Source organism: Bacillus sp. NTK074B (genome assembly GCF_017303375.1).
Classification (GTDB): domain Bacteria; phylum Bacillota; class Bacilli; order Bacillales; family Bacillaceae_B; genus Rossellomorea.
In genome coordinates this window covers 15,188-39,398 of record NZ_JAFKOH010000002.1, presented here as the reverse complement: position 1 = coordinate 39,398, position 24,211 = coordinate 15,188, and the positions used below count along the sequence as shown (strand labels likewise).

24 protein-coding genes and 3 pseudogenes are annotated in these 24,211 nt (G+C 41.4%); 24 read left to right on the top strand and 3 right to left on the bottom strand.

Annotated elements, in window-relative coordinates:
- Window positions 1-48: 48 nt before the first annotated feature.
- The 7 genes and pseudogenes from JI667_RS03565 to JI667_RS03535 all read left to right on the top strand — a co-directional run.
- Complete coding sequence (locus tag JI667_RS03565) at window positions 49-1,173, top strand: metallophosphoesterase (protein ID WP_206850631.1); 1,125 nt, start codon at window positions 49-51, stop codon at window positions 1,171-1,173.
- A gap of 29 nt (window positions 1,174-1,202) precedes the next feature.
- Entirely contained in the window at window positions 1,203-1,733 is a 531-nt protein-coding gene (locus JI667_RS03560; protein WP_206850621.1) for a DinB family protein, read from the top strand.
- A 20-nt stretch (window positions 1,734-1,753) separates the two neighbouring features.
- Entirely contained in the window at window positions 1,754-2,644 is an 891-nt protein-coding gene (locus JI667_RS03555; RefSeq protein WP_206850620.1) for an alpha/beta fold hydrolase, read from the top strand.
- 6 nt (window positions 2,645-2,650) lie between these two features.
- Window positions 2,651-3,167: pseudogene (locus JI667_RS03550) on the top strand (GNAT family N-acetyltransferase).
- 36 nt (window positions 3,168-3,203) lie between these two features.
- Window positions 3,204-4,232 (top strand): serine hydrolase domain-containing protein, encoded by a 1,029-nt coding sequence (locus JI667_RS03545; RefSeq protein ID WP_244668190.1) that lies wholly within the window; start codon window positions 3,204-3,206, stop codon window positions 4,230-4,232.
- 12 nt (window positions 4,233-4,244) lie between these two features.
- Window positions 4,245-4,847 carry an AAA family ATPase gene (locus JI667_RS03540; RefSeq protein ID WP_368077885.1) on the top strand — a complete coding sequence of 201 codons (603 nt, stop codon included), beginning with the start codon at window positions 4,245-4,247 and terminating at the stop codon, window positions 4,845-4,847.
- A 29-nt stretch (window positions 4,848-4,876) separates the two neighbouring features.
- A pseudogene (locus JI667_RS03535) lies at window positions 4,877-5,014 on the top strand (N-acetyltransferase); the annotation flags it as partial.
- Between the two features lie 352 nt (window positions 5,015-5,366).
- Here the strand turns inward: JI667_RS03535 and JI667_RS03530 are convergent.
- On the bottom strand, window positions 5,367-6,335 hold the full coding sequence (locus tag JI667_RS03530) for a sensor histidine kinase (protein WP_244668208.1): 969 nt from the start codon (window positions 6,333-6,335) through the stop codon (window positions 5,367-5,369).
- 23 nt (window positions 6,336-6,358) lie between these two features.
- A complete protein-coding gene (locus JI667_RS03525; RefSeq protein WP_206850619.1) occupies window positions 6,359-7,063 on the bottom strand; it encodes a LytR/AlgR family response regulator transcription factor in 705 nt (234 codons plus the stop codon).
- 158 nt (window positions 7,064-7,221) lie between these two features.
- Here JI667_RS03525 and JI667_RS03520 point away from each other — a divergent pair, with 158 nt between their 5' ends.
- From JI667_RS03520 to JI667_RS03455, 13 genes and pseudogenes are all read left to right on the top strand, one after another.
- Window positions 7,222-7,974: an ATP-binding cassette domain-containing protein gene (locus tag JI667_RS03520; RefSeq protein WP_206850617.1), complete on the top strand. Its 753-nt coding sequence runs from the start codon at window positions 7,222-7,224 to the stop codon at window positions 7,972-7,974.
- Window positions 7,964-9,121, top strand: coding sequence for an ABC transporter permease (locus JI667_RS03515; RefSeq protein ID WP_206850612.1), 1,158 nt, complete (start codon window positions 7,964-7,966; stop codon window positions 9,119-9,121). The genes JI667_RS03520 and JI667_RS03515 overlap by 11 nt, the downstream gene beginning before the upstream one ends.
- 66 nt (window positions 9,122-9,187) lie before the next feature.
- The gene (locus JI667_RS03510) at window positions 9,188-10,288 is read left to right on the top strand and encodes a M50 family metallopeptidase (protein ID WP_206850611.1); all 1,101 of its coding nucleotides are present in this window, start codon (window positions 9,188-9,190) and stop codon (window positions 10,286-10,288) included.
- Window positions 10,289-10,300: 12 nt separating this feature from the next.
- A complete protein-coding gene (locus tag JI667_RS03505) occupies window positions 10,301-10,531 on the top strand; it encodes a hypothetical protein (RefSeq protein WP_206850610.1) in 231 nt (76 codons plus the stop codon).
- A 148-nt stretch (window positions 10,532-10,679) separates the two neighbouring features.
- Window positions 10,680-11,609, top strand: coding sequence for an RNA polymerase sigma factor (locus JI667_RS03500; RefSeq protein ID WP_206850608.1), 930 nt, complete (start codon window positions 10,680-10,682; stop codon window positions 11,607-11,609).
- Window positions 11,610-11,844: 235 nt separating this feature from the next.
- A complete protein-coding gene (locus tag JI667_RS03495) occupies window positions 11,845-12,264 on the top strand; it encodes an ASCH domain-containing protein (protein ID WP_206850606.1) in 420 nt (139 codons plus the stop codon).
- Window positions 12,242-12,661, top strand: a complete 420-nt coding sequence (locus JI667_RS03490; protein ID WP_206850600.1) for a GNAT family N-acetyltransferase — start codon at window positions 12,242-12,244, stop codon at window positions 12,659-12,661. Before JI667_RS03495 ends, JI667_RS03490 begins: the two co-directional genes overlap by 23 nt.
- 40 nt (window positions 12,662-12,701) lie before the next feature.
- The gene (locus tag JI667_RS03485; RefSeq protein ID WP_206850597.1) at window positions 12,702-13,394 is read left to right on the top strand and encodes an alpha/beta fold hydrolase; all 693 of its coding nucleotides are present in this window, start codon (window positions 12,702-12,704) and stop codon (window positions 13,392-13,394) included.
- A gap of 75 nt (window positions 13,395-13,469) precedes the next feature.
- A complete protein-coding gene (locus tag JI667_RS03480; RefSeq protein WP_206850596.1) occupies window positions 13,470-13,652 on the top strand; it encodes a hypothetical protein in 183 nt (60 codons plus the stop codon).
- A gap of 276 nt (window positions 13,653-13,928) precedes the next feature.
- The gene (locus tag JI667_RS03475) at window positions 13,929-14,309 is read left to right on the top strand and encodes a VOC family protein (protein WP_206850595.1); all 381 of its coding nucleotides are present in this window, start codon (window positions 13,929-13,931) and stop codon (window positions 14,307-14,309) included.
- 236 nt (window positions 14,310-14,545) lie between these two features.
- Window positions 14,546-14,635: pseudogene (locus tag JI667_RS03465) on the top strand (oxidoreductase); the annotation flags it as partial.
- 462 nt (window positions 14,636-15,097) lie between these two features.
- Window positions 15,098-16,783: a ribosomal protection-like ABC-F family protein gene (abc-f, locus tag JI667_RS03460; RefSeq protein WP_206850587.1), complete on the top strand. Its 1,686-nt coding sequence runs from the start codon at window positions 15,098-15,100 to the stop codon at window positions 16,781-16,783.
- A 98-nt stretch (window positions 16,784-16,881) separates the two neighbouring features.
- Window positions 16,882-18,102, top strand: coding sequence for a dicarboxylate/amino acid:cation symporter (locus JI667_RS03455; protein ID WP_206850582.1), 1,221 nt, complete (start codon window positions 16,882-16,884; stop codon window positions 18,100-18,102).
- Between the two features lie 52 nt (window positions 18,103-18,154).
- Here the strand turns inward: JI667_RS03455 and JI667_RS03450 are convergent, their stop codons facing one another.
- Window positions 18,155-18,997, bottom strand: coding sequence for a LysR family transcriptional regulator (locus tag JI667_RS03450; RefSeq protein WP_206850580.1), 843 nt, complete (start codon window positions 18,995-18,997; stop codon window positions 18,155-18,157).
- A gap of 80 nt (window positions 18,998-19,077) precedes the next feature.
- On the opposite strand from JI667_RS03450, the gene JI667_RS03445 reads away from it, so the two are divergent.
- The 4 genes from JI667_RS03445 to JI667_RS03430 all read left to right on the top strand — a co-directional run bounded on the left by JI667_RS03445 (window position 19,078) and on the right by JI667_RS03430 (window position 24,182).
- Window positions 19,078-19,947 (top strand): sulfite exporter TauE/SafE family protein, encoded by an 870-nt coding sequence (locus JI667_RS03445; RefSeq protein WP_244668189.1) that lies wholly within the window; start codon window positions 19,078-19,080, stop codon window positions 19,945-19,947.
- A 225-nt stretch (window positions 19,948-20,172) separates the two neighbouring features.
- Window positions 20,173-21,465, top strand: a complete 1,293-nt coding sequence (locus JI667_RS03440; RefSeq protein WP_206850578.1) for a Zn-dependent hydrolase — start codon at window positions 20,173-20,175, stop codon at window positions 21,463-21,465.
- An 810-nt stretch (window positions 21,466-22,275) separates the two neighbouring features.
- Window positions 22,276-23,679: an N-acetylmuramoyl-L-alanine amidase gene (locus tag JI667_RS03435; protein WP_244668188.1), complete on the top strand. Its 1,404-nt coding sequence runs from the start codon at window positions 22,276-22,278 to the stop codon at window positions 23,677-23,679.
- Between the two features lie 182 nt (window positions 23,680-23,861).
- Complete coding sequence (locus JI667_RS03430; RefSeq protein WP_368077884.1) at window positions 23,862-24,182, top strand: DUF3892 domain-containing protein; 321 nt, start codon at window positions 23,862-23,864, stop codon at window positions 24,180-24,182.
- The last annotated feature ends 29 nt before the right edge of the window (window positions 24,183-24,211 follow it).

The window sequence follows — 24,211 nt, the reverse complement described above, 5'->3', positions numbered from 1 at the left end:
AACAAGCCCCTTCAAGCTTAAAGTATTACTTGTGGAAGGAGACCCTCATTGAAAAAAATAAAAACAGTACATTTACCCAGTCATGGACGGATCATCGTGATTTCAGACATCCATGGAGAATTGGATCTATTGACTGATCTTCTACAAAAGATACATTTCTGTTCCCTGGATCATTTGATCATTAACGGTGATCTTTGTGAAAAAGGAAGTAACAGTAAAGGTGTGCTCAAGTTTATCATGGACTTATCAAAGAGGAATGAAAACGTCCATGTAACGGAAGGAAACTGTGACACCGTGGTGGAGGACCTTCTGGAAGAGAACCCAAAGTTAATGAATTATTTAAGATCAAAAAAACATTCCATTTTAAAGGAATGGCTTGACGAAGTGGGATTTGACATGAATGATGGTACCACGATCAAAGAGGTGAAAGAAATCCTTGCTCATCATTTCTCTGAAGAAATTAATTGGCTGATGGAATTACCGACTGCGATTGATACAGAAGACTATATATTTGTCCATGCAGGTCTTGAGGACAAAGATGATTGGCGGGAAACAGATCGAATTGCAGCCATCATGATGCCTTCTTTCCTTGAGAAATCACATGGTTCAGGAAAGTATGTCATTGTCGGACACTGGCCGGTAGTCAACTATACCAGTGATATCCCTTCAAATAATCCAATTGTGAATAAAGAAAAGAAAATCATCTCCATTGATGGAGGAAACGTCATTAAATCTTCAGGACAGTTAAATGCATTTATCATACATAGAGCAGAAAGTGGGGACACTTTTTCCCATGTGCATACAGATCATTTACCCACCTGTCAGGTTGTGAAGGATTTTCATTCGGAAGCAATGACTGGAGCTATTTCATATCCACACTATCAATTGATTCCTATACATTCATCTGAGCACTTTACACTGTGTAAACAAAAGGGTACCCATGAACAATTATTTGTCAAGAATGAATACCTTCATCAACATGAAGATGGGACATTCCGGGCAAAGACTGATCTTTCTTGTGCGCAGATTTCTGTAAGGAAGGGGGAAGTCGTTTCTGTTGTAGATAATACTTGTGCAGGGTACAGCTTAATCAAGAAAAATGGGGAAGAGGGATGGATCCCTAAAGATGTCCTTTCACCAGTGAAAGAACCAACCTTGATCCATGCAGGGTGAAAAAATTGGCAGATGGGGTGCAGAATTCAATGGTACATAGAATCAAAGAACAAACAGGTTATAGTCCGCAGATCAGTTACCTGGTCTCTCAAATGGACTATGTTAGAAAGACCACATTGGACAGTGTAAAGGGATTAACTCCCACTGAACTGGATTTTTTACCGTGTGAGGATGGAAACAGTATCGGAGCGTTATTATTACATATGGCGGCTGTTGAGAGGGGGTTTCAGATTGAGCTGTTTGAAGGAAGGAAACCCAATCAACTGGAAATCGATGAGTGGGGTGCAGCCTATGGGCTTGGGGAAAAGGGAAGAGCAACAATAAAAGGAAATCCCTTAGAATTTTACCTGACACAACTTCATGAGGTCAGGAGCCATACACTTCTGGAACTCTCCACACGCAATGATGAATGGCTGTTTCAAGACACCTTATGGGAGGATCAGGCATCCAACCATTACTTTATTTGGTTTCATGTGTTTGAAGATGAGATTAATCATAGAGGACAAATCCGGATGACCAGAAGGCTGCTTACCGCAAGTAACAGCCAAAGTCACATGTGATCATGAAAAGGGAACCAGTTATGAACAGTTTGCAAATCATCAATAATCACAAATTGGAAATACTCCAAAAAGGTCATTCCGGTCCATTAATCGTCATTCTCACAGGGATGGGCTGCTCATTTGAGGAGTGGTATGAAGTCACAGAAGAGTTAAGGAAGACAACTCAAGTCCTCATGTATCACCGCCCCGGTCTTGGTGATAGTGAACTGGGAGCGGAAGTGAGAAATACTTTTGCCACAGTCCAGGACCTGTATGAACTTCTTCACTTCTTGAAAGTAAAAGAGCCTATCTATTTAGTGGGACACTCATATGGAGGCTTGTGTGCACAGCATTATGTGAAAGTGCATCCTGAAATGGTGGCTGGAATGGTTCTAGTAGATTCTACTTCGGTGAACGTAAGAGAGTTGGATGAACTGGACCTTCACTTTCTGAATGAAGAATCTGATGACAAATGGGTGCTTAAATGTCTAGATTATGCTTCAAAAGAAAAGGAGCAATTGATCAGTATCATCCAACCTTCCCTGCTGGAAAAACACAAACACTTTCCTGCAGAAGTACAAAAGAAGTTAATCGCGTTCCAAATTCAACCTTCCCTTTACAAAGCAATGGCATCCGAAATTCAAAACTGGAAGAAGGATGCTGAAATCATTAAGAAATTGAATGAGTTTCCAAATCTCCCTCTTGTGGTAATCGGACGGGATAAAGAACATACCATTCTATCAGACACAGAGACGTACATACCGGAATGGGAGTTACGAAGATTTGAAGAGAAATGGGAAGAGTTAATCATTCAACAAGGAAGTTTATCCGAAAACGGCGAAGTGATCTTTGCAGAGGGCTCAGGTCATTCAATCTTTCTGGATCGTCCTGATGTCATTGTTGAGTCTGTTCTTAAATTAACAGGGAAGTGATACAGAGTGAATGACATTGAGATGTATCGACCTCGAATCGAGGATCAAGATGAATTGAATCACTTCTTTTGTACGGTCATTCAAGATACTTTTGCAAAAGAAGGATTAACTTCGCTTCAAGAGGACATCAAGAATGAAATTACAACAAAGATAAACTATTTGGAGTCTGACTTTCAAAGCGATGGGTGTGGGGACGATTGAATATGGACCGTCCAGTGACCTGATCAATTCTATAACAGAGGGTACTTTAAAGGGTTTGTATGAGATAGGAACAGTATTTGTACATCCCGGCTTTCAAAGGCGGGGAATTGGCTCGCTGCTGCTGAACGCCATGCTCCTCACGTTCCAGAGCAGAGACATTGAAGAGTTTTGTCTGGATAGTGGATATGCGAGGGCTCAAAAGGTATGGTCCCATATACTGGGGACACCGGATTATTGTTTGAAGAATTACTGGGGTAAAGGCTCGGATCATATGATTTGGAAAAGAGCAGTTCGTGACATCCCTATAAAGTTCAACTATTGATCATCCTGAAGTCAAAACAAAACCCAGGGGGCTGCGATGGAACCACTACCAATGAACTTAATGAGGAAAATGGAAGAATATCGAATAGCAGGAGTCAGCATGGCGATGATTGAAGGTGCTGAGATAAGACGAACAGACTGTTTTGGTTCCCTTGAAATAGGATCGACAAGAAGAGTTGATCAGGAATCTATCTTTAATGCGTGTTCCATCAGTAAGTTTTTCACTTCTATGTTGGTCATGACCTTATCGGAACAGGGTATTTTACATATCGATGAAGATGTAAGCAAATACCTGTCAACAAGGATTATCCATGAGAATTTATGTAATGAAGTCATGACTCTCAGACATTTGCTCAGTCATCAGTCTGGGATTGTTGATCCCATCAACGGATTCGGTGAACTCAATACTCTATGGGGAGTACCTACCATGCAAGAACTATTGGAAGGGACGACACCCTATTTCAACAGTCTGATTGAAGCGAAAGTGGAGCCTGGAAGCGATTTCTCATATTCCGATGCCGGTTATTGCATGATTCAGCTTGTGATTGAAAATATAATGGGGAAATCCTTTCAAGAGGTGATACGGGAGCATTTATTTCAGCCACTGCAATTGAATCAAAGTACATATGGATTGCCTTCTCTCAAAAATCAGTTTTCTTGTGGTCACACGAAAGACAATGGATTAGTAGAAGGAAAATACCCGATTTATCCTTATCCTGCTGCTTGCGGCCTGTGGACCACCCCAACGGAAGTGGCTATTATGGTGATGGAATTAATGACCGCCCTTAAGGGGGAAAGTAATCTCCTCACTTCCATTGCCGCAGAAGACATGATCAAGCCACAGGGTGGAGTGGAATGGATGGGTCTTGGAGTCTTTCTTGATCTCGGATGTGAACGGGTTGAGATTTCTTCACTTGGTTGGGGTGTCGGCTTTCAATGCATGATGGTGGCGAACCCTTATGAAGAAAACGGACTGGTGATCATGACCAATACTGACACGGGTGTTCATCAGCTGAAAGGGCTGATAGGGGAAGTATATAGAGCTTTCATTCATAAAAGAATTTAGGGTATTGAGGTGATTGAATTGATTGTCTGGATCAATGGTGCGTTTGGTTCCGGTAAGACGCAAACGGCATATGAATTACATAGACGAATACCTGATTCCTTTGTATATGACCCGGAAAAAGTAGGATACCTGTTCAGAAAGATGGTTCCTGAACAGGCGTCGAAAGCAGATTTTCAAGATTACACACCTTGGAGGGAATGCAACTATTCCATTCTGAAATATCTTGATGAACATTATAATGGTGTCATCATTGTGCCCATGACAATCGTCGATACAGATTATTTCCATGAAATTGTTACTGAATTAAGAAGAGATGGTGTAATTGTCAAGCATGCTGTTCTGTGGGCGGACAAAGAGATAATTGAAAAGAGATTAAGGAAAAGGGGAGATAGAAAGAACTCATGGGGAGCAAAACAGATCAACAGATGCATAGTAGGTTTATCACACAAAATCTTTGAAAACCGTATCCATACAAACAATATGACGGTGGAAATGGTTGCAGAATCAATCGCGGATCTGTTTGAAATCACATTATTGCCAGATGATAGAAGTGAAGTTAGGAAGAAATTCAGCAGGATAAAAACACAAATAAAGCAACTGCGAATATTCACTTAACACATAAGGAAGGAGACAATCAATTTGTTGGTGATTGGTTTGCTCATACCTCTGCCAATAATTTCAAATTCTATGAAACCTGCCGCTTCGAAGTAAAAGATTTAACGGGAAATGGAACATGTGTGTATTATGGTTACATTCAGGCACGTAAAGAGGGGCATCGGTAAATTCTAAATGGGCATGACACAAATATATCAATTGTTTGCATTATAAAGGCTCAGGCTAAAAACTGAGCCTCATACGCATCTTGATTCCTAGAAGTTTCTATTTTTTCTCGCTTTTTTTCTAAAATAACCGATCGTTATTCCAATAATTCCTGCAATAATCAATAGAGGAATAATAATATACAGTGCAACTCCAGATGCTCCAATCATATGAGGTTCCTCCTCTCGAATCGTTCATAAGCATATTCCCCGCATGCTCTTGTTCAAAACGTTTCAATGTGCATGGATCAACAAAAAAAGAGAGGTCGGAAGTGAACAATCTCTGACCTCATGTATGATAATGCCTTGAAAGCACTTAATGAATGGCGGGAATCTTAATTTTCACGGTGAATTCCTCTTCCTTATACGTGAAGTCGAGGGAACCCGTGTAGGCATGGATTGTGTCCTGAATAATTTTTGTTCCAAGGCCTTCGTGATTATTTTTTGTCGTATGACCATACCTTTGATATAACCGGTCAAGGATCGGTGTCGGAATCGGTAAAGAAGGATTCTGGCAAATAATCATATATAGTCCACTTCTCTTATAGAACTGCAGGCTAACGTTTGCCTGCCTACCGGAATGCTTTTGCCACTCGGTGGAAGCTTCAATGCTATTTGATAACAGATTTCCAAGCAGTGAGACGATATGTTTATCCTTCATTGGCAAGGTAGAAAGTGGCATGTCTGCATCGTATATCATCGTAACCCCTGAAGCCTTCCCACGATTGTACATTTCCTGGAGGATCCCTGCTACACTGCCCCGTTCTCCTTTAATGTATAGGTTGGTTTCTTCATAACCATCCACCAGGTCATCTAGATAGGCAGATGCTTCTTCGTAGTAATGATTTTCCAGCATGTAGTGAATGGAAGTCACGTGCTTAAGGAAATCATGACGTTCACTACGGACAATTCGGAACGTTTCTGTCAGGTGAGTGCGCTCCTCTTCATATTGCTTTTGGTCATTCATCAGTCTCTTCATTTTCATTGCCACATCCCATCTGGCGATTTCAATTCCGATAAATGCGAGAAATAATGCTCCCAGCTGCCACGATGGTTTTTCAGCCACATATGGTACTAACAACATTCCTTGTGCCAAAGAGAAAGGGATATTCCATTTTCGGATGAAATCGGGAGTATGGATAATCGTTTTTCTATAAAACAAATATACTATGAGTAAAACAGCCGGGTAAGTAAGATAGTATGGCAATTGCCACGGGAAATTCATAAATATTTGGTGAATATGTATAAATCCTATTAACGATAGTACGAACCAGTAGATAATCATTTGTTTCAATGCGGTTCCACCTTTTAGAAATAATGTTGTTGCATGTACTCTACTTTTTCCTTTGTGATCATGGCCTGAGCATCGAGACCTTCAAATGTGATGATATATGAATTTTTCGCATAAAGGGAGAAATTCTTCACAAAGTGTATGTTGATGATGAAGGACCGATGGGAACGGATAAAATCCCTTTCCCGCAATTCACCTTCTAATTCATTCAACGTGAGATAGGTTTTGATGCTTTCCTCTTTTGTGTAAATCGTCGTGGAGCGGCCGGATCTTTCAATAAAGACGATATCTTTCTTCTGTACGATATGTATATCATTTTTTTGTTTTAGGTAAAGGCGGCCCTTCAACTCAGCCGACTTCGACTTTTCCATCAGTCGCTCGATAGATTTCGTGAGCCTGTCATTCGTATATGGCTTCATGATATAGTCGTGGACGTTCAACTCAAAGGCATGAACGGCATATCCACTGTTTGCTGTTACAAAAATGACCGAAATATTGAGGGCATGAGAGTGGATGATATCAGCCAGTTCATATCCAGATAGGTGGGGCATTTCAATATCCGCAATCAGAACGTCGATGGTTTCTCTCTTGATTTGGTCATAGGCTTCCTCGGCGGAGGTGGTGGAAAAGACGATTTCCACACCGTCAGCACGGGAAACGATGCCGTTTAATTTATCTAAATCGATCATCCGATCGTCTACCAGACCAACCTTCACTTCCATTCCCCCCGCTTTTCTATGTTTCTACTTCATTTTACCATTTCTAAAGAAGGATTTGGCATTTTCACGACAAGAAATGGACTTTTCACGACATAAGTAAAGATTCTTTCGCCTTTCGTTTGTATGATGAGAATATATAAAATATTGATGAGGTGAAAAAATTGATCCATATTAATGAAGTGACAAAGACATTTAAAGATAAAAAGAATTATATAACCGCTTTAAAGCATGTCTCTCTTTCCGTTCAGAAAGGGGAAGTGGTAGGGCTTCTCGGTGAAAACGGGGCAGGAAAGACCACGCTTCTAAGAGCGATTGCCACTTTACTGACACCTACAGAGGGTTTCATAGAAGTAGCAGGTTACGATACCATTAAAAATCCTAACGAAATCAAAACGAGGATCGGTGTGTTATTTGGAGGTGAAACGGGTTTATATGACCGTTTATCCGCAAGGGAGAACCTGCAATACTTCGCCCGACTTTACGGCTTGAGCAAGCATGAAACGAAAGTGAGAATCGATGACTTGTCGAGGATGTTCGGAATGAGAGATTATCTTGACAGACGGGTAGGAGGATTCTCTAAGGGGATGCGTCAGAAGGTCGCTATTTCTAGAACATTAATCCACAATCCGGATATCATTTTGTTTGATGAACCGACGACCGGTCTCGACATCACGTCTTCAAATGTTTTTCGCCAGCTTGTCCATCAACTGAAGCGGGAAGGCAAGACCATCCTCTTCTCCAGCCACATCATGGAGGAAGTATCGATGCTGTGTGATAAAGTGGCCATGATGCATAAAGGGGAACTGGTGTACCAAGGAGAAATTGAAGAATTATATAAAACTGAAAAGAGCAGGGATCTGAATTACATCTTTATGAGTAAATTGGTGAGAGGGGATGAGCACTATGCTTCTTAATATCTACATGAAAGAACTGAAAGACAGTTTCAGAGACCGCAGAACTCTTCTGCTTACCGTCTTCCTTCCGATTTTCATGATGAGTGGACTTGTCTTCTTCTATGAGAATATGGTTTCCGGAGGAGAAGGGGAATCCTATGCCCTTGCAGTGGACACCTCTATCAGTAGTGAACTCACGGAAATATTCACAGGATTTGAAAATATTGACCTTGTAAAGACCGACAATCCGAGAGCAGCTGTTGAAGAGGGAGAAGCACTTGCCGCCATGATGGTAAGCACTGATTTCATTCAAAGGATCAGTCAGGGAAAGGAAACTGAAATCACTTTAATCGGAGACTCCTTCAGCCAGAATTCAAGTAATCTTATGAATGCAGCTACAAATGCCCTAACCGCCTATGAAAAAGAAGTTACATCAGAGAGATTAAGAGCAGAGGGGACGGACCCTTCCATCATTCAGCCGTTCACTATCACACAACAAGAGGTGGCGGATGATGAGGGGAGCATGTTCCTGCTATCTTTCCTTGTACCTCTTATCCTGGCCATATCCATAGGAGTGGGAACCTCACCATCGGCTGCAGACTTATTCGCAGGGGAAAAAGAGAAAAAAACGATGGAAGCATTGCTCATGACACCTATCAAACGTTCTACATTGATGTTGTCAAAGTGGTTGACCATTGCTTCTGTTGGAGTCATCACAGGACTTGTCACCCTCGTTGTCCTCGCTGTTGAAATCAGTCTGTTTACAGAAAATCTGAAAAAAGCAGTTTCCTTCGGTGAGAATGTCTATGAGATAGTCGGGATTTCCCTGATGCTTACCATTGTCTATGCCATATTTATTGCATCGCTCCAGATGATCACAAGCATTCTAGGGAAAACCGTCAAGGAAGCAGGCAGCTACAGTGCACCCATCATGATGCTTGCTGCATTTCCAGGCATGTTTATCACAAATGTGGGACTTAATGAACTCACTTTCAAACATTTTGCCATCCCGATTCTGAACCTCTTCAGCCAATTTAAAGAACTCCTGATGGGGGTTGTCGATTATGAGCACATCGCCATTACGATCGGTAGTAATCTGGTGATTATGGTGATGATCTTCATCATTGGCAGGGTGCTGTTCTTGAAGGATAAATGGGTGATGAATTAAAGTACAATGAAGCAATCACGGTTATGATCGTGGTTGCTTCTATAGTTGGTTAGGAGGTAACGAGTTTTGAAATCACTAAATAGCCCTAAATGGGTCACGGCCATTGGATTTATTTTGCTAACGATAGGATTTTCCATTGAGTCATTAAGGGAGGGTACGATTCTAGTCGTCAGTATCTTATTTTCAGGGTGGTTGGCTATCTGCCTCCATGAGCTGGGGCATGTCATAGTCGGGAAATGGAATGGGTTTGAATTTGGTTTCTTTACTGCAGGTCCAATTCAAATTGAAATGACAATGGAAGGGATTCAAATAAAAGAAAACAAACGTTGGCTATTTATAGGTGGTGTGGCCATGATGATCCCTCCCTCGACAACAAAGGAAAAGCTGCGTTTAAAATGGGCAGCGGCCGTTGCGGGGGGACCAGCCATTTCACTCGCCGCGGCATCACTAAGCTATTTCCTTTATGTATGGATGCATAACGATTTCTTATTATTTTCAGCTACGATGAATAGTGCGATATTTATGGCCACCATCATACCAATGAAAATACATATGAAAAGTGATGGGTACCAGCTTATTACGCTGTTCAAAAAGAACGAGGAGTCATTCAATCTCATTGACGATTTACTTATCATGAAAGAATTGCTTAGTAAGAAGCATCCCCTTGATTGGAGCAGAGAGTATCTTCAAAAGGCAGAAGAGAAGGAAGTGAAGAAGGGAAATATATTTTATGCCCAGATGATCTTTTACCGGGAAGTGGTTTCGAATGGATTTAAACCCGCTATGGAAAAGATTAATTCCTACCGAAACATCCCCTTTACAAAGAAAGACAAACATATCCTTGGTTTTCTCATTCATTTGGAACAGCTCTCGCTTTTTTTTAGCAATGAACCAAACGTAACGGAAATGATAAAACTCCAACGATCGCTCACAAAAATAGAGGCGGTCAGTTACTATAGAGGAAAAGCCATCATCGCACACCTGCAGAATAATGAGGAAAAAGCTTATGAAAAACTTCAATACGTTAAAAAAATTATTGCTGATAACGGAGCATTATATGGATATTTTCAAGCTGAAGCGGAATTGACAAAAATGGTCGAGAATAAAATGGCACAATCACATGCATACCGTCATGCAGGAGAAGGTCATTTATTAGATGGATATTGAGGAGGAAATAGCATGAAAGAGAATCTGATATTCGCATGGATTGCTTCATGGTTTGCCCTGTTGGGTCAACTGTTGTTTTTTATTTGTGTAGCATTATACACTGGCCAGTGGATGTACACTGTATGGAGTTTTATGGTGAGCATGTCAGTTGGTGTACCAAGTATGATCCGTACGTGGCAGGCACACAAAAGGAGGGAGCACGAACAAACAAGAAAGGAATTGGTGCCTCACGATGGGCAATAGTATCCTATGTCCTTGATTAAGGAAAATTGAATAATATGGTAAAATAAAAAAGTGAAATAAATATTTTTCACTTTTTTTGTCGTGTCCGTATAATTTGGCGGTAGCTAAACGTTTTACATATGAATGAAAATTGTTGAGGGGGATAAATATGAGCGAAATCATGGATCAATTGTTTACGGAAAAAAACAGGGAATTGGCGAGTGAGTTTCATTCCATGATGGAAGGATTTAAAGAAGATTTATGGAAATATTGCCGATATTTAACGGGTTCACCTTGGGATGGGGAAGATTTATTTCAGGATACGATGCTAAAAGCGTTCGGAGGATACTACCAGCGTTGGCATCCTACAAATCCGAAAGCCTACTTGTACAGAATGGCAACAACCACGTGGATTGACCAGTGCCGAAAAGAAAAAAGACATGTCGGTCTCCTTGAAGAAGATGAACGTCTTCAAGATACTTCAAAAGATGGGCTGGAGGCAGAAGAAGCGTTACACATTCTTTTTGACCATTTTTATCCCCGTCAGGTCGCTGTCTTCTTGCTGAGGGAAGTATTCGGGTTCGATGCCAGGGAAGTGGCTGGTATGGTGAGGACGACACCAGGAGCAGTCTATGCTGCAGTCCGCCGTATGAAGGAAAAACTGAAAACGATAGATGTACATGAGAGCAAAAACCAACAGACACAATCTGAAACTCACCCGATCATCAAGGCATACCTGAAAGCCATGAATGAGGGGGATATCGACGCAGTTTTGGCATTAATCAGTGAAGAAGCACAAAATGATGCCGCACTGGGTTTCCAGGAATTTGGAAAGGAAGAAATGCGCTCAGGTTCCATGAAATATGGACTTCCATGTATGAGGGCTGTGGAATTTAGATTGTGGGGACGAAATGTCATCGTCATTCTATCAGAAGGCGACAAAGGTCCTGAAATTCATGATATACAGTATCAGGAATTGGAGAATGAGAAAATCGTGCATCACATCAGCTACTATTTCAGGAAGGAATTGATTTTTGCTGCTGCAGTTGAACTGGGGATTAAGGCTCAAGTAGATAAACCTGTCGTTGATTGGGATTAACGTATATCGCACTGTGTAGGAAGCTGATCCAGAGGTTAGCTTCTTTTTTTTATCCTAAAGGGATTATCGTCATTGGATAATTATGTTAAAGTGAATGAGTAATCATGATTCATATCAGTGTGTAAATTTGACTTGGAGTTTTCTCTGTTAAATGAAACAAAAGACTATATGCAGGAGTTTTATCGGAGTGGAGTCGATCGTCCTGTTCACAAAATAAGTGTAGAAGGAGCCATCAATGAAAGGGTTAATAATCAGAGCACCATGGATCGACTACATCCTTAAAGGGGAAAAGACCTGGGAGATACGGGGTTCTAATACGGCTGTCAGAGGACGCGTAGGATTAATAAAGAGCGGTACCGGTACAGTCGTAGGAACAGTTGAAATCAAAGACAGTATAGAATTGACATTGGAAGATTACCGTGAGAACTCCATAAGGCATGGTGCTAACGGAAAAGACGTCGTTTCGCTGCCTTACAAAAAGACATATGCATGGGTGTTGGATCAGCCAACGCTGTTTGATGAACCTTTCCCTTACAAGCATCCAATGGGTGCAGTCATATGGGTGAATCTTTCTAAAGCGGTGAATGGCGGGGTTACGGAATTATTAAAAGTGGAAAGTGGGGAGTGGCGAAATGGAATTAAGTCTGAAAGATAATGTAGTCTTTGAAGTACGAGAATATAGAGAGGAAGACTTTACGCGTATTCATGATCTAAACTCAGAGGAACAGTGGAACAACCTGGTGGAGAAGAAGGAAAGCACAAAAAACGCATGGAACAACTCTACTATCGCCTATGTGGCATTACATGAAGGAGAAATCATCGCTTATATCAGGGGATTGACCGATCAATCTATCACCCTATTCATCTGTGAATTACTGATCCATCGTGTGTTTCGTGGAAAGGGAATCGGTGACGCACTGCTTCAATACGTACATGGTTTGTATCCGGATACGAGAATAGAGATGCTGGCAAGTTCTACTTCCCATACGTATTATGAACAAAAAGGGTACAGACCGTTTTATGGATTCAGGAAAACCTTTCAGGAGCATTAAGGAAGGCTGTGGAAGGCTACAATAAGGGGGAGATTAAAAAATGGAAAAACTATATATGCTGCACGGTTTTATGGGAACGGCACGAACACACTTCCAACATCAGATTTCATATTTTGAAGATCGCTACGAGCTTATAATCCTCGATTTGCCCGGACATGGGGATTCAATAATAGAGGCTTCGGATAACTATATTGACCACACATTGCAATCTCTGTATTCAATGATGAATGAAAAAGGAGAAGGGTATATTCTAGGGTTGTCACTTGGGGCGTCACTGGCCATACATATCGCATTACAAAAGCCGAAACTTGTGAAAGGGGTCATTCTGACTGGTTATTCTCCTTATATTCCACAAGAGTTGGAAGAGGTCATGGAAAAACAGAATGATTACCTTCTGCACCTTGAAGAGAATGACATAGAAATTGCACAACATTTTATTCAACTGCACGGGGATAAATGGAAGGAAACTATTCAAAAAGTTATTCACACGATGACCTACAATTATCCCGGCGTTACCAAAGAAGAGTTACAAAGTCTTAAGGTGCCAGTACTGACTTTAAATGGAAGTCTCGATTGTCATGAAGTGGGGTCAGTTGCTTATATTAAAAATTCAAATCCGGATATTGAGGTCGGCTTAATCCCGAATGCAGGGCATACAGCAAATATGGATGAACCGGATATATTTAATTCCACTGTACAAAGGTTTTTAGATCGAATAGGTCAGTCATTGTGATACTCATATGGGCAAAGAGGTAGGAGTGCATTTGATTTCCGTCTTCGACATATGATTTATGAGGGGGAGATATAAATGACGTGGTTTGCAGTTTTAATTGGCGGGATCTTATTACTTGCATTAGTCATTGATATCAGACGTAAAAGGAGAGGAAATGACCGGCACACCCCGGGGATAGACCATGATGCGAAACCAGGAGAAGATAGAAACTACACGATGGGTGGCGGGCGTGACTCCGGGGGCGGGACTGGGCAGTGATGAGACACAGCCCATTAGTATGAAACCTATGTGACCCTCTTCATTTCCCGTTCTAACAAAGAATTGGAAAATCCAGCATCAAAAGACTGGGCTTTTTGTCATTCCATGACTAGACTTATTAAATTGATCCAATCAATCATTCTATTAGCGTAAGCATTTAACAAATAGAATCATTCATTTTACCCCTTTTTCTAGTTTGCTGTAAGAAAAAGATTGTATTCAATAAAGTAATTTGAAATAATTGGTAGTAGAAGAGTGGTAGAGGAGGTTTTTATTTTGAATTTAACACATACCAGGTTACTGGTGAAAGATTATAGAAAGTGCTTCCTTTTTTACAGGGATGTTATGGGATTCAAAGTATCCTGGGGAGATGAAAATTCCCAATATGGGCAGTTTAAAGTTGGAAAGATACATTTAGGTATATTTGAGCGGAAGCAGATGACGGATGCACTGGGTAGTGAAAATATTCATGAAGCATCTCTTGTCGACCATGTTGCTTTGATTTTTGAAGTAGAAAGTGTAGAGGAGTCGTATGAAAAACTGAAAGAAAAAGTGGAATTTATCACAATGCCCATGGAAAAAGTTGAGTGGGGGATGAGGGTCGCTCATTTCCGCGATCCCGACGGTACTTTACTGGAAATCCATGAAAATATTTGAGTTGAAGAAATGTTGATCAAGAGAATTACCTCCAGCGAGAGGGAGAATTAGAAAGAATGATTGTTGAATCTCAAAAGCAATGGAGCCGACTTCATTCAGTGAATGGATTCATTGGACAATCAGGCGGGATCCAAATCTCACTGCTTGTGTATTTGCATTTTGGGAAACCCGTGAGGATTACGACTTATTTATGGAAAAAATACATGACAAGATTTTTTCTGATTCTCTCTCACACTGCAAAATTAATCAACTTCCTGGCTAGTGAAGAATCCGACTGGATCACTGGCCAACTCATTAATTCTGAAGGTGGCTTTCTAGGGAAGTAATCGTTGGAGGGACGGACCTTTTAAATGAAATTAGAGGTCCGTCCCTCTATTTACAAATTTATCTAATAATGAGATAATAATGAAAATGTTGCAGGAGGGATAGTAAGTTTATGGAACCAACTAATTGCTGATTAATTTAAATTTTAAATTAATACGGATTTTGTAATGAGCTTTAATAGCCTGTGTAAAACAGGTTTGTTTGTTATGCTCTTTATGGAATCAGGCAATTAGAAGGAAGCTTACTGTCCTGATATCAATATGAAGTGTTCATGAAGGTTGGGCACCTCCCGGTACCTGACTGGGGTGGACCCACTATTAATAAATGTTGATCATGATACATGACTGTAGGAAGGATTCTCCTTCTTATGGTCATTTTTTATTGGGAAATTGAATAATAGTACTTCTCTTTTTGTCCTGTCGATAAATAGCGTAACTTCATTTTGAATGAAGGAAGGGACGGATATGTTGGAGTTAAAAATTAATGGAATCAAAAAATATATGGAAGCGACACTCGTCGTTGAAGATGTTTCTCTTGAAGTCTATCAAGGAGATAAAATGGGGATCGTCGGAGAGAACGGATGCGGGAAGAGTACGATCTTGAAATTGATCGCCGGCATTGAGCCGATGAATTATTATCCTGGATACCCTCAAACCTCAAGCTTCGGATATGACGAAGGGCTCATTCACATGTCAAATGGGGCAACCAGTGCGTATTTAGAACAAGCGCCTGTCTATCCAGAAGGAATGAAGGCGAGGGATGTCCTTTATTCAGCATTCGAAGAAGTGGACCGGGTAGAAGTAGCAATGCGTAAATTGGAAAATGACATGAACGGGTTGGAAGGAAATGAACTTGATAAAGCTTTGAGCCGATACAGTGACCTCACTCAGTTATTTGAAGTAAAGGGCGGTTATGATCGGGCTGAAAAAATAAGCAAGATCTGTTCGGGACTTCAGCTTACAGAATGCTTGTTGGAGCGCAACTTTAACCAGTTAAGCGGCGGAGAGAAAACCACTGTCGGGCTGGGGAAGCTTTTAATTCATCAGCCCGACATCCTGCTCTTGGATGAACCGACGAATCACCTTGATATGTTATCGGTTGAATGGCTTGAAGGCTTCCTGAAGAGCTATAAAGGAATGGTACTCATTGTTTCCCATGATCGCTATTTCTTAGATAACGTAGTGACAAAGATTGTAGAGATCGAGAATAAAAAATCCATTTCATATAAAGGGAATTACACTTCATATGTTCTTCAAAAAGAAGAGAATTTAAAAGTTCAATATGAACATTTCAAGGAACAGCAAAAGAAAATCAAGCGCATGGAACATACGGTTATGAGTTTGCGTGATTGGGCATTGAGGGCTGATAATACGAAGTTCTTTAAAAGAGCGGCAAGCGTTCAAAAGAAACTGTCCAAGGTGGAGCTAATTGATAAGCCTATATTTGAAAGGAGGAACATGCAACTTGACGTGAAAGCTTCAGGACGATCGGGGAAAGAGGCCATTAAAGTCATTGGTTTATCGAAACAGTTTGAGGATAAATTGATTTTTTCTAAAACCGATGTGATGGTCCGTTATGGAGAAAGAGTTGCGATGGTTGGTCCGAATGGGAGTGGGAAATCCACATTCCTAAAAATGTTAATAGGTGAAGACCACCCTGATGAAGGCACAATACAGTTCGGTGCAAATGTAAATACAGCCTACTTGCCCCAGACGATTATATTTAAAAACGAAGACGCAAACGTTCTTGATACTTTTAGGGAGGATATTTCCATAGTTGAAGGCAAGGCACGGGAATACCTTTCAAGATTCATGTTTTATAAAGGGAGTGTATTCAAGAAAGTGAAACATCTTTCGGGAGGTGAGAAAATCAGGTTGAAACTTGCGAAGTTATTGTTTCAGGATATCAATCTACTGATTTTGGATGAGCCGACGAATCATCTGGATATTGATACGATTGTAACAATTGAGGAAGCCCTGGACGAATTCACCGGTACCATCTTCTTCATCTCCCACGACCGCTATTTTATCAATAGAATGGCTGAGAGTATCATCGCAATTGAAGAACATACATTTAAAAGATACAGTGGCAATTATGATGAATATAAGCGGGAATTGGAAAAGCGGAGAAAAGATGGGGATTGCATATAAATTGGAGGGACGGACCTTGAAAAGAAGGTCCGTCCCTCTCATGTGAAAAATGATATAATGGGGGTCTGAAAAAAATATATGTAAAGGCGTAGATGTTAATGAAGTACATATGGAAGCAATATATGAAAGTCCCATTTGTTTTGAAGATGTCTGTCGGGTTCTTGTTAGGGATCATCATTGGACTAGTCTTTAAATCAGATGCCGAAGTTCTAAAGCCATTTGGAACGGTGCTCATTCACCTTCTGAGCCTGATAGCCATCCCGGTGATTTTCCTCACTGTAGTGCAAGCCGTGAATAAGATGAGTGTGACCCAGCTTGGACGGATGGGGTGGAAGCTGATTATATATTATGCAGCTACCACGGCAGCAGCGGTCTTCATCGGTCTTGGATTGGCGTTTTTGTTCAACCCTGGTACAAACCTGGAACTACCTAATGCCCAGGTGGAAGAGCCAGAAGCACCACAGTTCGGAGATGTACTGCTGCAGATCATCCCTGATAATCTATTCCAGGCTTTTGCGAGGGGCGATACGCTTGCAATCATGTTCCTGGCCATTATTATGGGGATAGCCATTTCGTGGATGAAGTTCTCTCAAGAAAGTAAGCTGAAAGAATACGGTGAATTATTGGATAACATTTTTACTGCTTTCAATGAAATGTTCTACATCCTCCTTAAAGGGGTGCTGGCCTACGCGCCGATCGGTGTGCTTGCAATCAGTGCGGCGACATTCGGTCAGCAGGGGTGGGACACGATTCAATCCCTCTTAAAGTTTGTGGGAGTCTTTTATTTAGGAATCCTTCTACTTTGGGTGATCGTATATGCGGGCTTTTTAAAATTGACGGGTAATCCGGTTGTCACATTTTTCAAAAAGACGAAAGAAGCATACAGTACAGCCTTTTTCACTTCAAGCAGTATTGCATCTCTTCCGGTTGCCATTCAGTCTGCCAAGAAAGCCGGTATAACTGATAAAACGGCCAATTTCGCATTACCTTTAGGGGCCATCTTTAATTCAGACGGGGGAGCCCTTAGAATGGGGGTATCGATTGTTTTCGCGGCAAACGTCACGAATTTACATCTTTCCGCCATTGACCTCTTGATGATCGTTTTGGCAGGGACTTTACTTTCCATTGGAACGTCAGGAGTCCCTGCTGCTGGATTGGTTACATTATCGGCTGTGTTAACGATGTTTGGACTACCACTCGAAATCGTTGCCCTCATTGCAGGAGTCGATGCCATCATAGGTATGGGTGGAACGGCATCTAACGTAATCGGCGATATCGTAGGAGCAGCGGTGGTTGATCGATCAGAAGCAAACAGGTAATGGCTATATGAAAGAGGGACGGACCTCCAAATGGAGGTCCGTCCCTCTTCATTTAATTCGTATCCTCAATCAAGGATACCAGCTCTCTGATGATGGAAAGTGAAGCAACATGTTCAGGATGGACGGCATAAAAGGGACGGTGGATGATGTGTGGTTCGATTGGGATGAGCTTTCCTTGTAGCACTTCTTCTTTGACCATGGAGCTCGAGAGAAATGCGATTCCAAGGCCCCTCACAGCGAGTTGCTTAATGAGGAAGTGACTGCTTGCTTCAAGGATTTCAACGGGGACGATTCGCTCAGACCTTAAGAACTCATCCGCATATTCCCTCGTACCTGACCCCTGTTCCCTCAGTATGAAAGGTGATGAGTGCAGATTCACCCTGCTGCTCGCGAAGAAGCGAAGTTCATCCCGACTGATCACTTCTACATGAAACGGTGCCAACCCCTTCGTTCCTTCAACAAGGGCAAGATCGAGCTCATTCGAATTCAAGGCTTCTACAATACTCTCGTGGTTATGAATCATTAGTTGTAAACGGACTTGAGGATAAAGAACCTTGATTTTTTTGACAAAGTCCGGTAGCAGAACATCACTGACCGTATGGGTCGAGCCAATCCGTAGTTGGATTTCTTCTTTCTTCTGATTGACCTGTACCATTGATCTCCACAACTCCATCATCTCTTTCCCCTGCTCAAACACCTGGTCTCCCGCAGGTGTCAGCTTAAATTGCTGGTTGGTGGAGGAACGATAGATAAGAGCTGTTCCCAGGCTATGTTCTAATTTTTTTATATGGACGCTGACCGTAGGCTGCGATAAATTCAGATACTCGCTAGTCTTAGTGAAATGCTGAAGTTGCGCGAGTGTAACAAACGTCCGGATCCAATCCAGTTGCATCATGCACCCTCCATTATAAAACGTAATCGACTTTATTATCTTTATTCATTTCTATTATAACTAATTTCGAGGTATAATGTTACATGAAGGAAGTGACGTACGACATGGAATGGATATTATTTATGATAGGCGGTGCCGTCATAGGCGTCATCTCGGGTTTCTTTGGCATCGGAGGCGGAATCGTTCTGACCCCTACTTTATTGGTTCTGGGGTATGAACCCAGCCAGGCCATCATACTATCTTTAATGCTTACATTGGGCTCAACGGTGACTGGTACTGTCTCACACCTGCGATTAAGAAACGTAAATAAAAAATTGGCAGTCCTCCTGGGCGTGTCCGGAGTGATAGGCTCCGTACTGACCGTACCGTTTGTAAAATGGCTAGATTCAATGAATGGAGCATCCACATTTATATCAATTGTTTACATCGGCATCTTAAGTTGGTTTTCTTATCAGTTCTTCAGGAAAGGGCAAGAGGATGCCAAAGCAAAAGGACCACTTGCAGCACCTGTCATTGGGATGTTCACTGGAATGATTTCTTCACTTATGGGAGTCAGCGGGGGATTTGTCATGACACCGTTACTTACAAAGTGGCTTAAACTTGATCTGAATAAAGCGATTGGGACCAGCATTTCAGCTGCATCGATCATCGTATTATCGGGGATAACCTCCTTTATGTATACAGGGGAATCACTTGACTATAGACACGGTGTCTTGCTTATCATCGGTGCACTGATCGGAACGCCGATCGGATCCATCCAGCTAAAACGCTTTTCGGGTGTCCGTGTCAAACGGATGTTGGCAATCCTCTATATGGTGGTAGCTGTGAGTGTTGTTTTCAAGATGCTCTCCATTGCATCAGTCTCACTGGTCTTGATTCTCTCAGCGGTACTCGTATTTTTCGGAATACTGATTTATTCAATACAACAGTCAAAAAGAACGGCAAATTATTAAGAGAGGTGAAAAACCTCTCTTTTTTTTGTGTGTCATTTGTAAAAACGTGAAGGATCTATCGTGATAGCTATCGAAGCTAATCATAACAAATATCCTTATTTTACATAGTTTAAGACCGTTCAGCAAAAACTTCCTTAATTTATAGACAATGTGTCTAATGAATAGGAATGCAAGAGCTTATACAATATCAATATGTCTTAAAATATGTTAACAAAGGGTGATTCTATGAAAATCAATCGGGAAAGATTAGAACGTCATCTAAAAGAGTTAGCTGAAATCGGGAAAATTGGAGAAACAGGAGTTTGCCGTCTGGCTCATTCAAAGGAAGATCGGCAGGGAGTGGATCTGGTGAAAAGCTGGATGGTTGATGCGGGATTAACGCCAAGGATTGATGGATTTGGTAATTTGATTGGCAGTTTTGAGGGGCGGGATAAAAACAAACCAATCCTTATTCTTGGATCTCATATAGACTCCCAGCCATACGGTGGAAGATTCGATGGAACAGTCGGTGCACTTGGAGCAATCGAAGTCGTTCAAAGCATGAAGAACAATGGCATCATTCCTGAACGAACAATTGAAGTGATATGCTTTTCCGATGAAGAAGGAAGCCGTTTTAATAAGGGTATCTTTGGTGTCAGGGCTTTGGCCGGGATGCTGGAAGAAGGGGAGCTTGAACGGAAAGACAAGAATGGAGTGACGAGGGGGGAGGCATTGAAAGAGTTTGGTGTTGATACCGACTTGTCAGATAGTCCTGTGTACAAGAAAGGTGATATCGAAGCCTTTTTGGAGCTCCATATAGAACAGGGGCCGGTGCTTGAAGAAAAAGACAAGCCGGTAGGAATTGTATCGGGGATTTCAGGCCCGATATGGCTGACGGTAACACTTGAAGGGTTTGCAGGTCATGCAGGATCCGTACCTATGACGATGAGACAGGATGCCCTTGTAGGTGCTTCACAAATCATCCGGAAGTTTGATGAACTGGTCAAAAAAGAAGGGACGAACACAACGGTAGGGACTGTCGGAAGCATGCAGGTATTTCCGAATTCGAGGAATATCATTGCAGAAAAAGTAGAGTTCACTGTCGACCTGCGCGATATCGACGTTCAAGCACGAACAATACTGGAGCGAAAACTATATGAATTGATAGAAGTAACCTCTAAAACGTACCATCTTAAATACGATATAAAGGAAGACACACGGAGTGAACCAAGGTACTGTGCAGATTGGATCAAGGGAATCATGAGAGAAGAAGACGAAAAGCTCGGATTCGATTCTCCGACCTTGATGAGCGGACCGTTCCATGATGCTTTGATCATGTCTTATATCAGTGATTATGGCATGATTTTCGTCCGCTGTGAAAAAGGGATCAGTCATAATCCATTAGAATTTGCTGAGATGGATGACATCGAAAAAGGTGTCCAGCTTCTTTACGCCACCGCAATGCGCATTTGTCAGGAACAAGGAGACAGTCACCTTGTTCCTGATAAAGCCGAGTATTCTTCTAACGAAAAAAAGTAAAGAGTTAATAGGTAGTGTGTAAAATATTAGGGAACTCTATTCACAACATAAAGGGAAGAAGATTGTGATAGGAATTCACGGGCACATCATGACCTGTACGATGAACTACTTTTCTGATCAGTATGGTTTTGATTTTTGGAAAGGGACGTCAAAGCCAGATATTTATAAACTTCAGATTGATGAACACTTTCATCTCCTCCACTGTAAACGGCTTTGGGGGCAGAAAAAGGAGCCAGATCTATTAAAGAATGTATAGCATGAAAAAAGTAGTCCATTTTATATAAAAATGAGTTGCTTGTCCTCACCAACCAGTCACTTTCTACATAAAGTGTTCTATGGAGGTGATGTATTGGCAAGAAAAATCCTACAATATATTTTTCAAAGTCCATCCGTAACTCATGCCAATTTTGATCTGGGGATCTCCTTCCCTCTCGAATCAGTACACTGCACAGTTTGGGGCGACCCTCAGACCCCATGTAGGAATTAAGAAACAATGGTTATAAGATCAACGGTTCATACTGAAAAAATTGAAGCGATCACAGTATGGCACTCCGCCGGTCAGGTAATTCAATGATAATGAATAAAGTGAATAAGAACGTGGATTTCGAAATACAATAGAGATAAAGATAAAAGAACCCTATAAGAAAGTCCCCTCCATAAAAATAGAAACGTACGTATAGAAAAGTGTTTCCTGCTCATTAGCAGGGAACCTTTTTTATGTGGGTAAGGGGTTCCGATAGGATAATGTCCAAGCATGCTTATCCATATGGGAATATAGTACTATATGTCAAGCTCTTAGGAGGATGTTAATTGAAGACCATCATGATTGATCCAGGACATGGAGGGTCAGATCCAGGTGCCACTTATAAAGGAAATGAAGAAAAGAAATTCAATCTTTTGACTGCACTTGTTGTCAAAGATTATTTGGTGTCGAAATACAATGTGAATGTACTGATGACAAGAACTGGAGACCAAACCTTATCCTTGTCCGATAGATCCAACCTTGCCAATCGTTCGAATCTGGATTTTTATTTATCCATTCACCACAATGCAGGTGGAGGGACTGGCTTTGAAAGCTATGTTTACAATGGAAGCGTACCGTCAGAAACTTTATCATATCAAGGCATTATCCACGATGAAGTGATGGCAGCGGTTAAACCATATAATGTAACAGATAGGGGAAAGAAGAGAGCAAATTTTCATGTGCTCCGTGAAACGAAAATGCCGTCGGTGTTAGTTGAAGTATTATTCGTTGATAATGTGAAGGACGTTGCTCTTTTAAATGATGAAAAATTCAGGCAATCAGTAGGGACTGCTCTCGCGAAAGGAGTAGCCAAAGCTCTGGCGCTACCGGCAAAAGAGACAGGTAGCAAACAGCTCTTCAAGGTAATTGCCGGCTCATTTACAGAACGAAAGAATGCTGAAGACCGTGTCAACGAGTTGAAAGCAGCAGCAATTGAATCTTTTATTGATACTGTGGTTGTTACTGATAAAATCTATTATAGAGTTCAATCTGGTGCTTACTCGAAGCTGGATAACGCAGAAGATCAAGTTAATGTACTAAATCAAATTGGAATTGTAGCCTTTATTTTACCAGAAGGGACAGCCTCAGTTTCCAATCCAACAGAGCCTCCATCAACAGAATCGCCAAAGCCGACTCAGCAGCTTGGAATGGACCTTTCCATTCTTGGACCATCAATTGTTCGATCACAGCAATTAGATGATTTTGTTATAAACGTGAATCCTTTTGCACCTATGTTGGGAGAATTCTATGTTTATTATGGTGATCTTTATGGTATTCGAGGAGATATAGCTTTTGCACAAGCCATTCACGAAACCAATTTTTTCAGATTCACAGGACAAGTTAAACCCTCTCAAAACAATTATGCAGGGATTGGGACGACCGGACCGGGAAATGATGGGGCATCATTTGCCACACCTGAAGAAGGAGTACTTGCACATATACAGCACCTTTATGCGTATGCATCCACAAATCCTCTTCCAGAAGGAGCGCCACTTGTCGATCCCCGGTTTTCACTTGTCACCAGGGGCATTGCGAAAAACTGGACCGATCTAAATGGGAAGTGGGCTGTACCAGGAACTTCGTATGGTCAAAGCATTCTGTCTGTTTACAAAAGGAATCTTGAAAATGCCCTTAAAGCCATGGATATTCAGAAAGCAATGCTTATGGATGCCCTAAATAAGTTGAAATGATTTTAAAGGTAGAGTGCCGACAGATTGGCACTCTTTTTAAGGTGCTTAAATATTATTGAAAGTGTATAAATGGACGTTAAAACAACCCTACACCATTCATATTACATTCTTTAGAGTAATCAAAGCTTCATTCATAAATAAACGTCATCACGCGAATACTAAACATATACATTCGGGAGGTGATTTCAACGGAAGAAAAAAACTTCGAAAAAATTTATGCAGAATATAAGCAGCAGGGAAATATTCAGGCTAAGACGGAGATGTCTGAAGAACTTTCTTCCGGCGCTGAACAGATTATTGCTGTCCGAAGAAATAACGACAATGACCTTATCGCGTTCAAAACCGAAAGGGGAAGGGAACTGGATTATTTGACTGCACTAGAAGAAGCAAAAGCCGGAAAAATCGCACATGTCGATGTGATTAACCGATATGGCAGGGATGTACTGCGAAGTGAACCAGACGGATTGAAAGAAAATAACCTTAGTGAACTTCCTTCATTCTAAGCGTGAAAGAAAAACGAGCATAACCTACC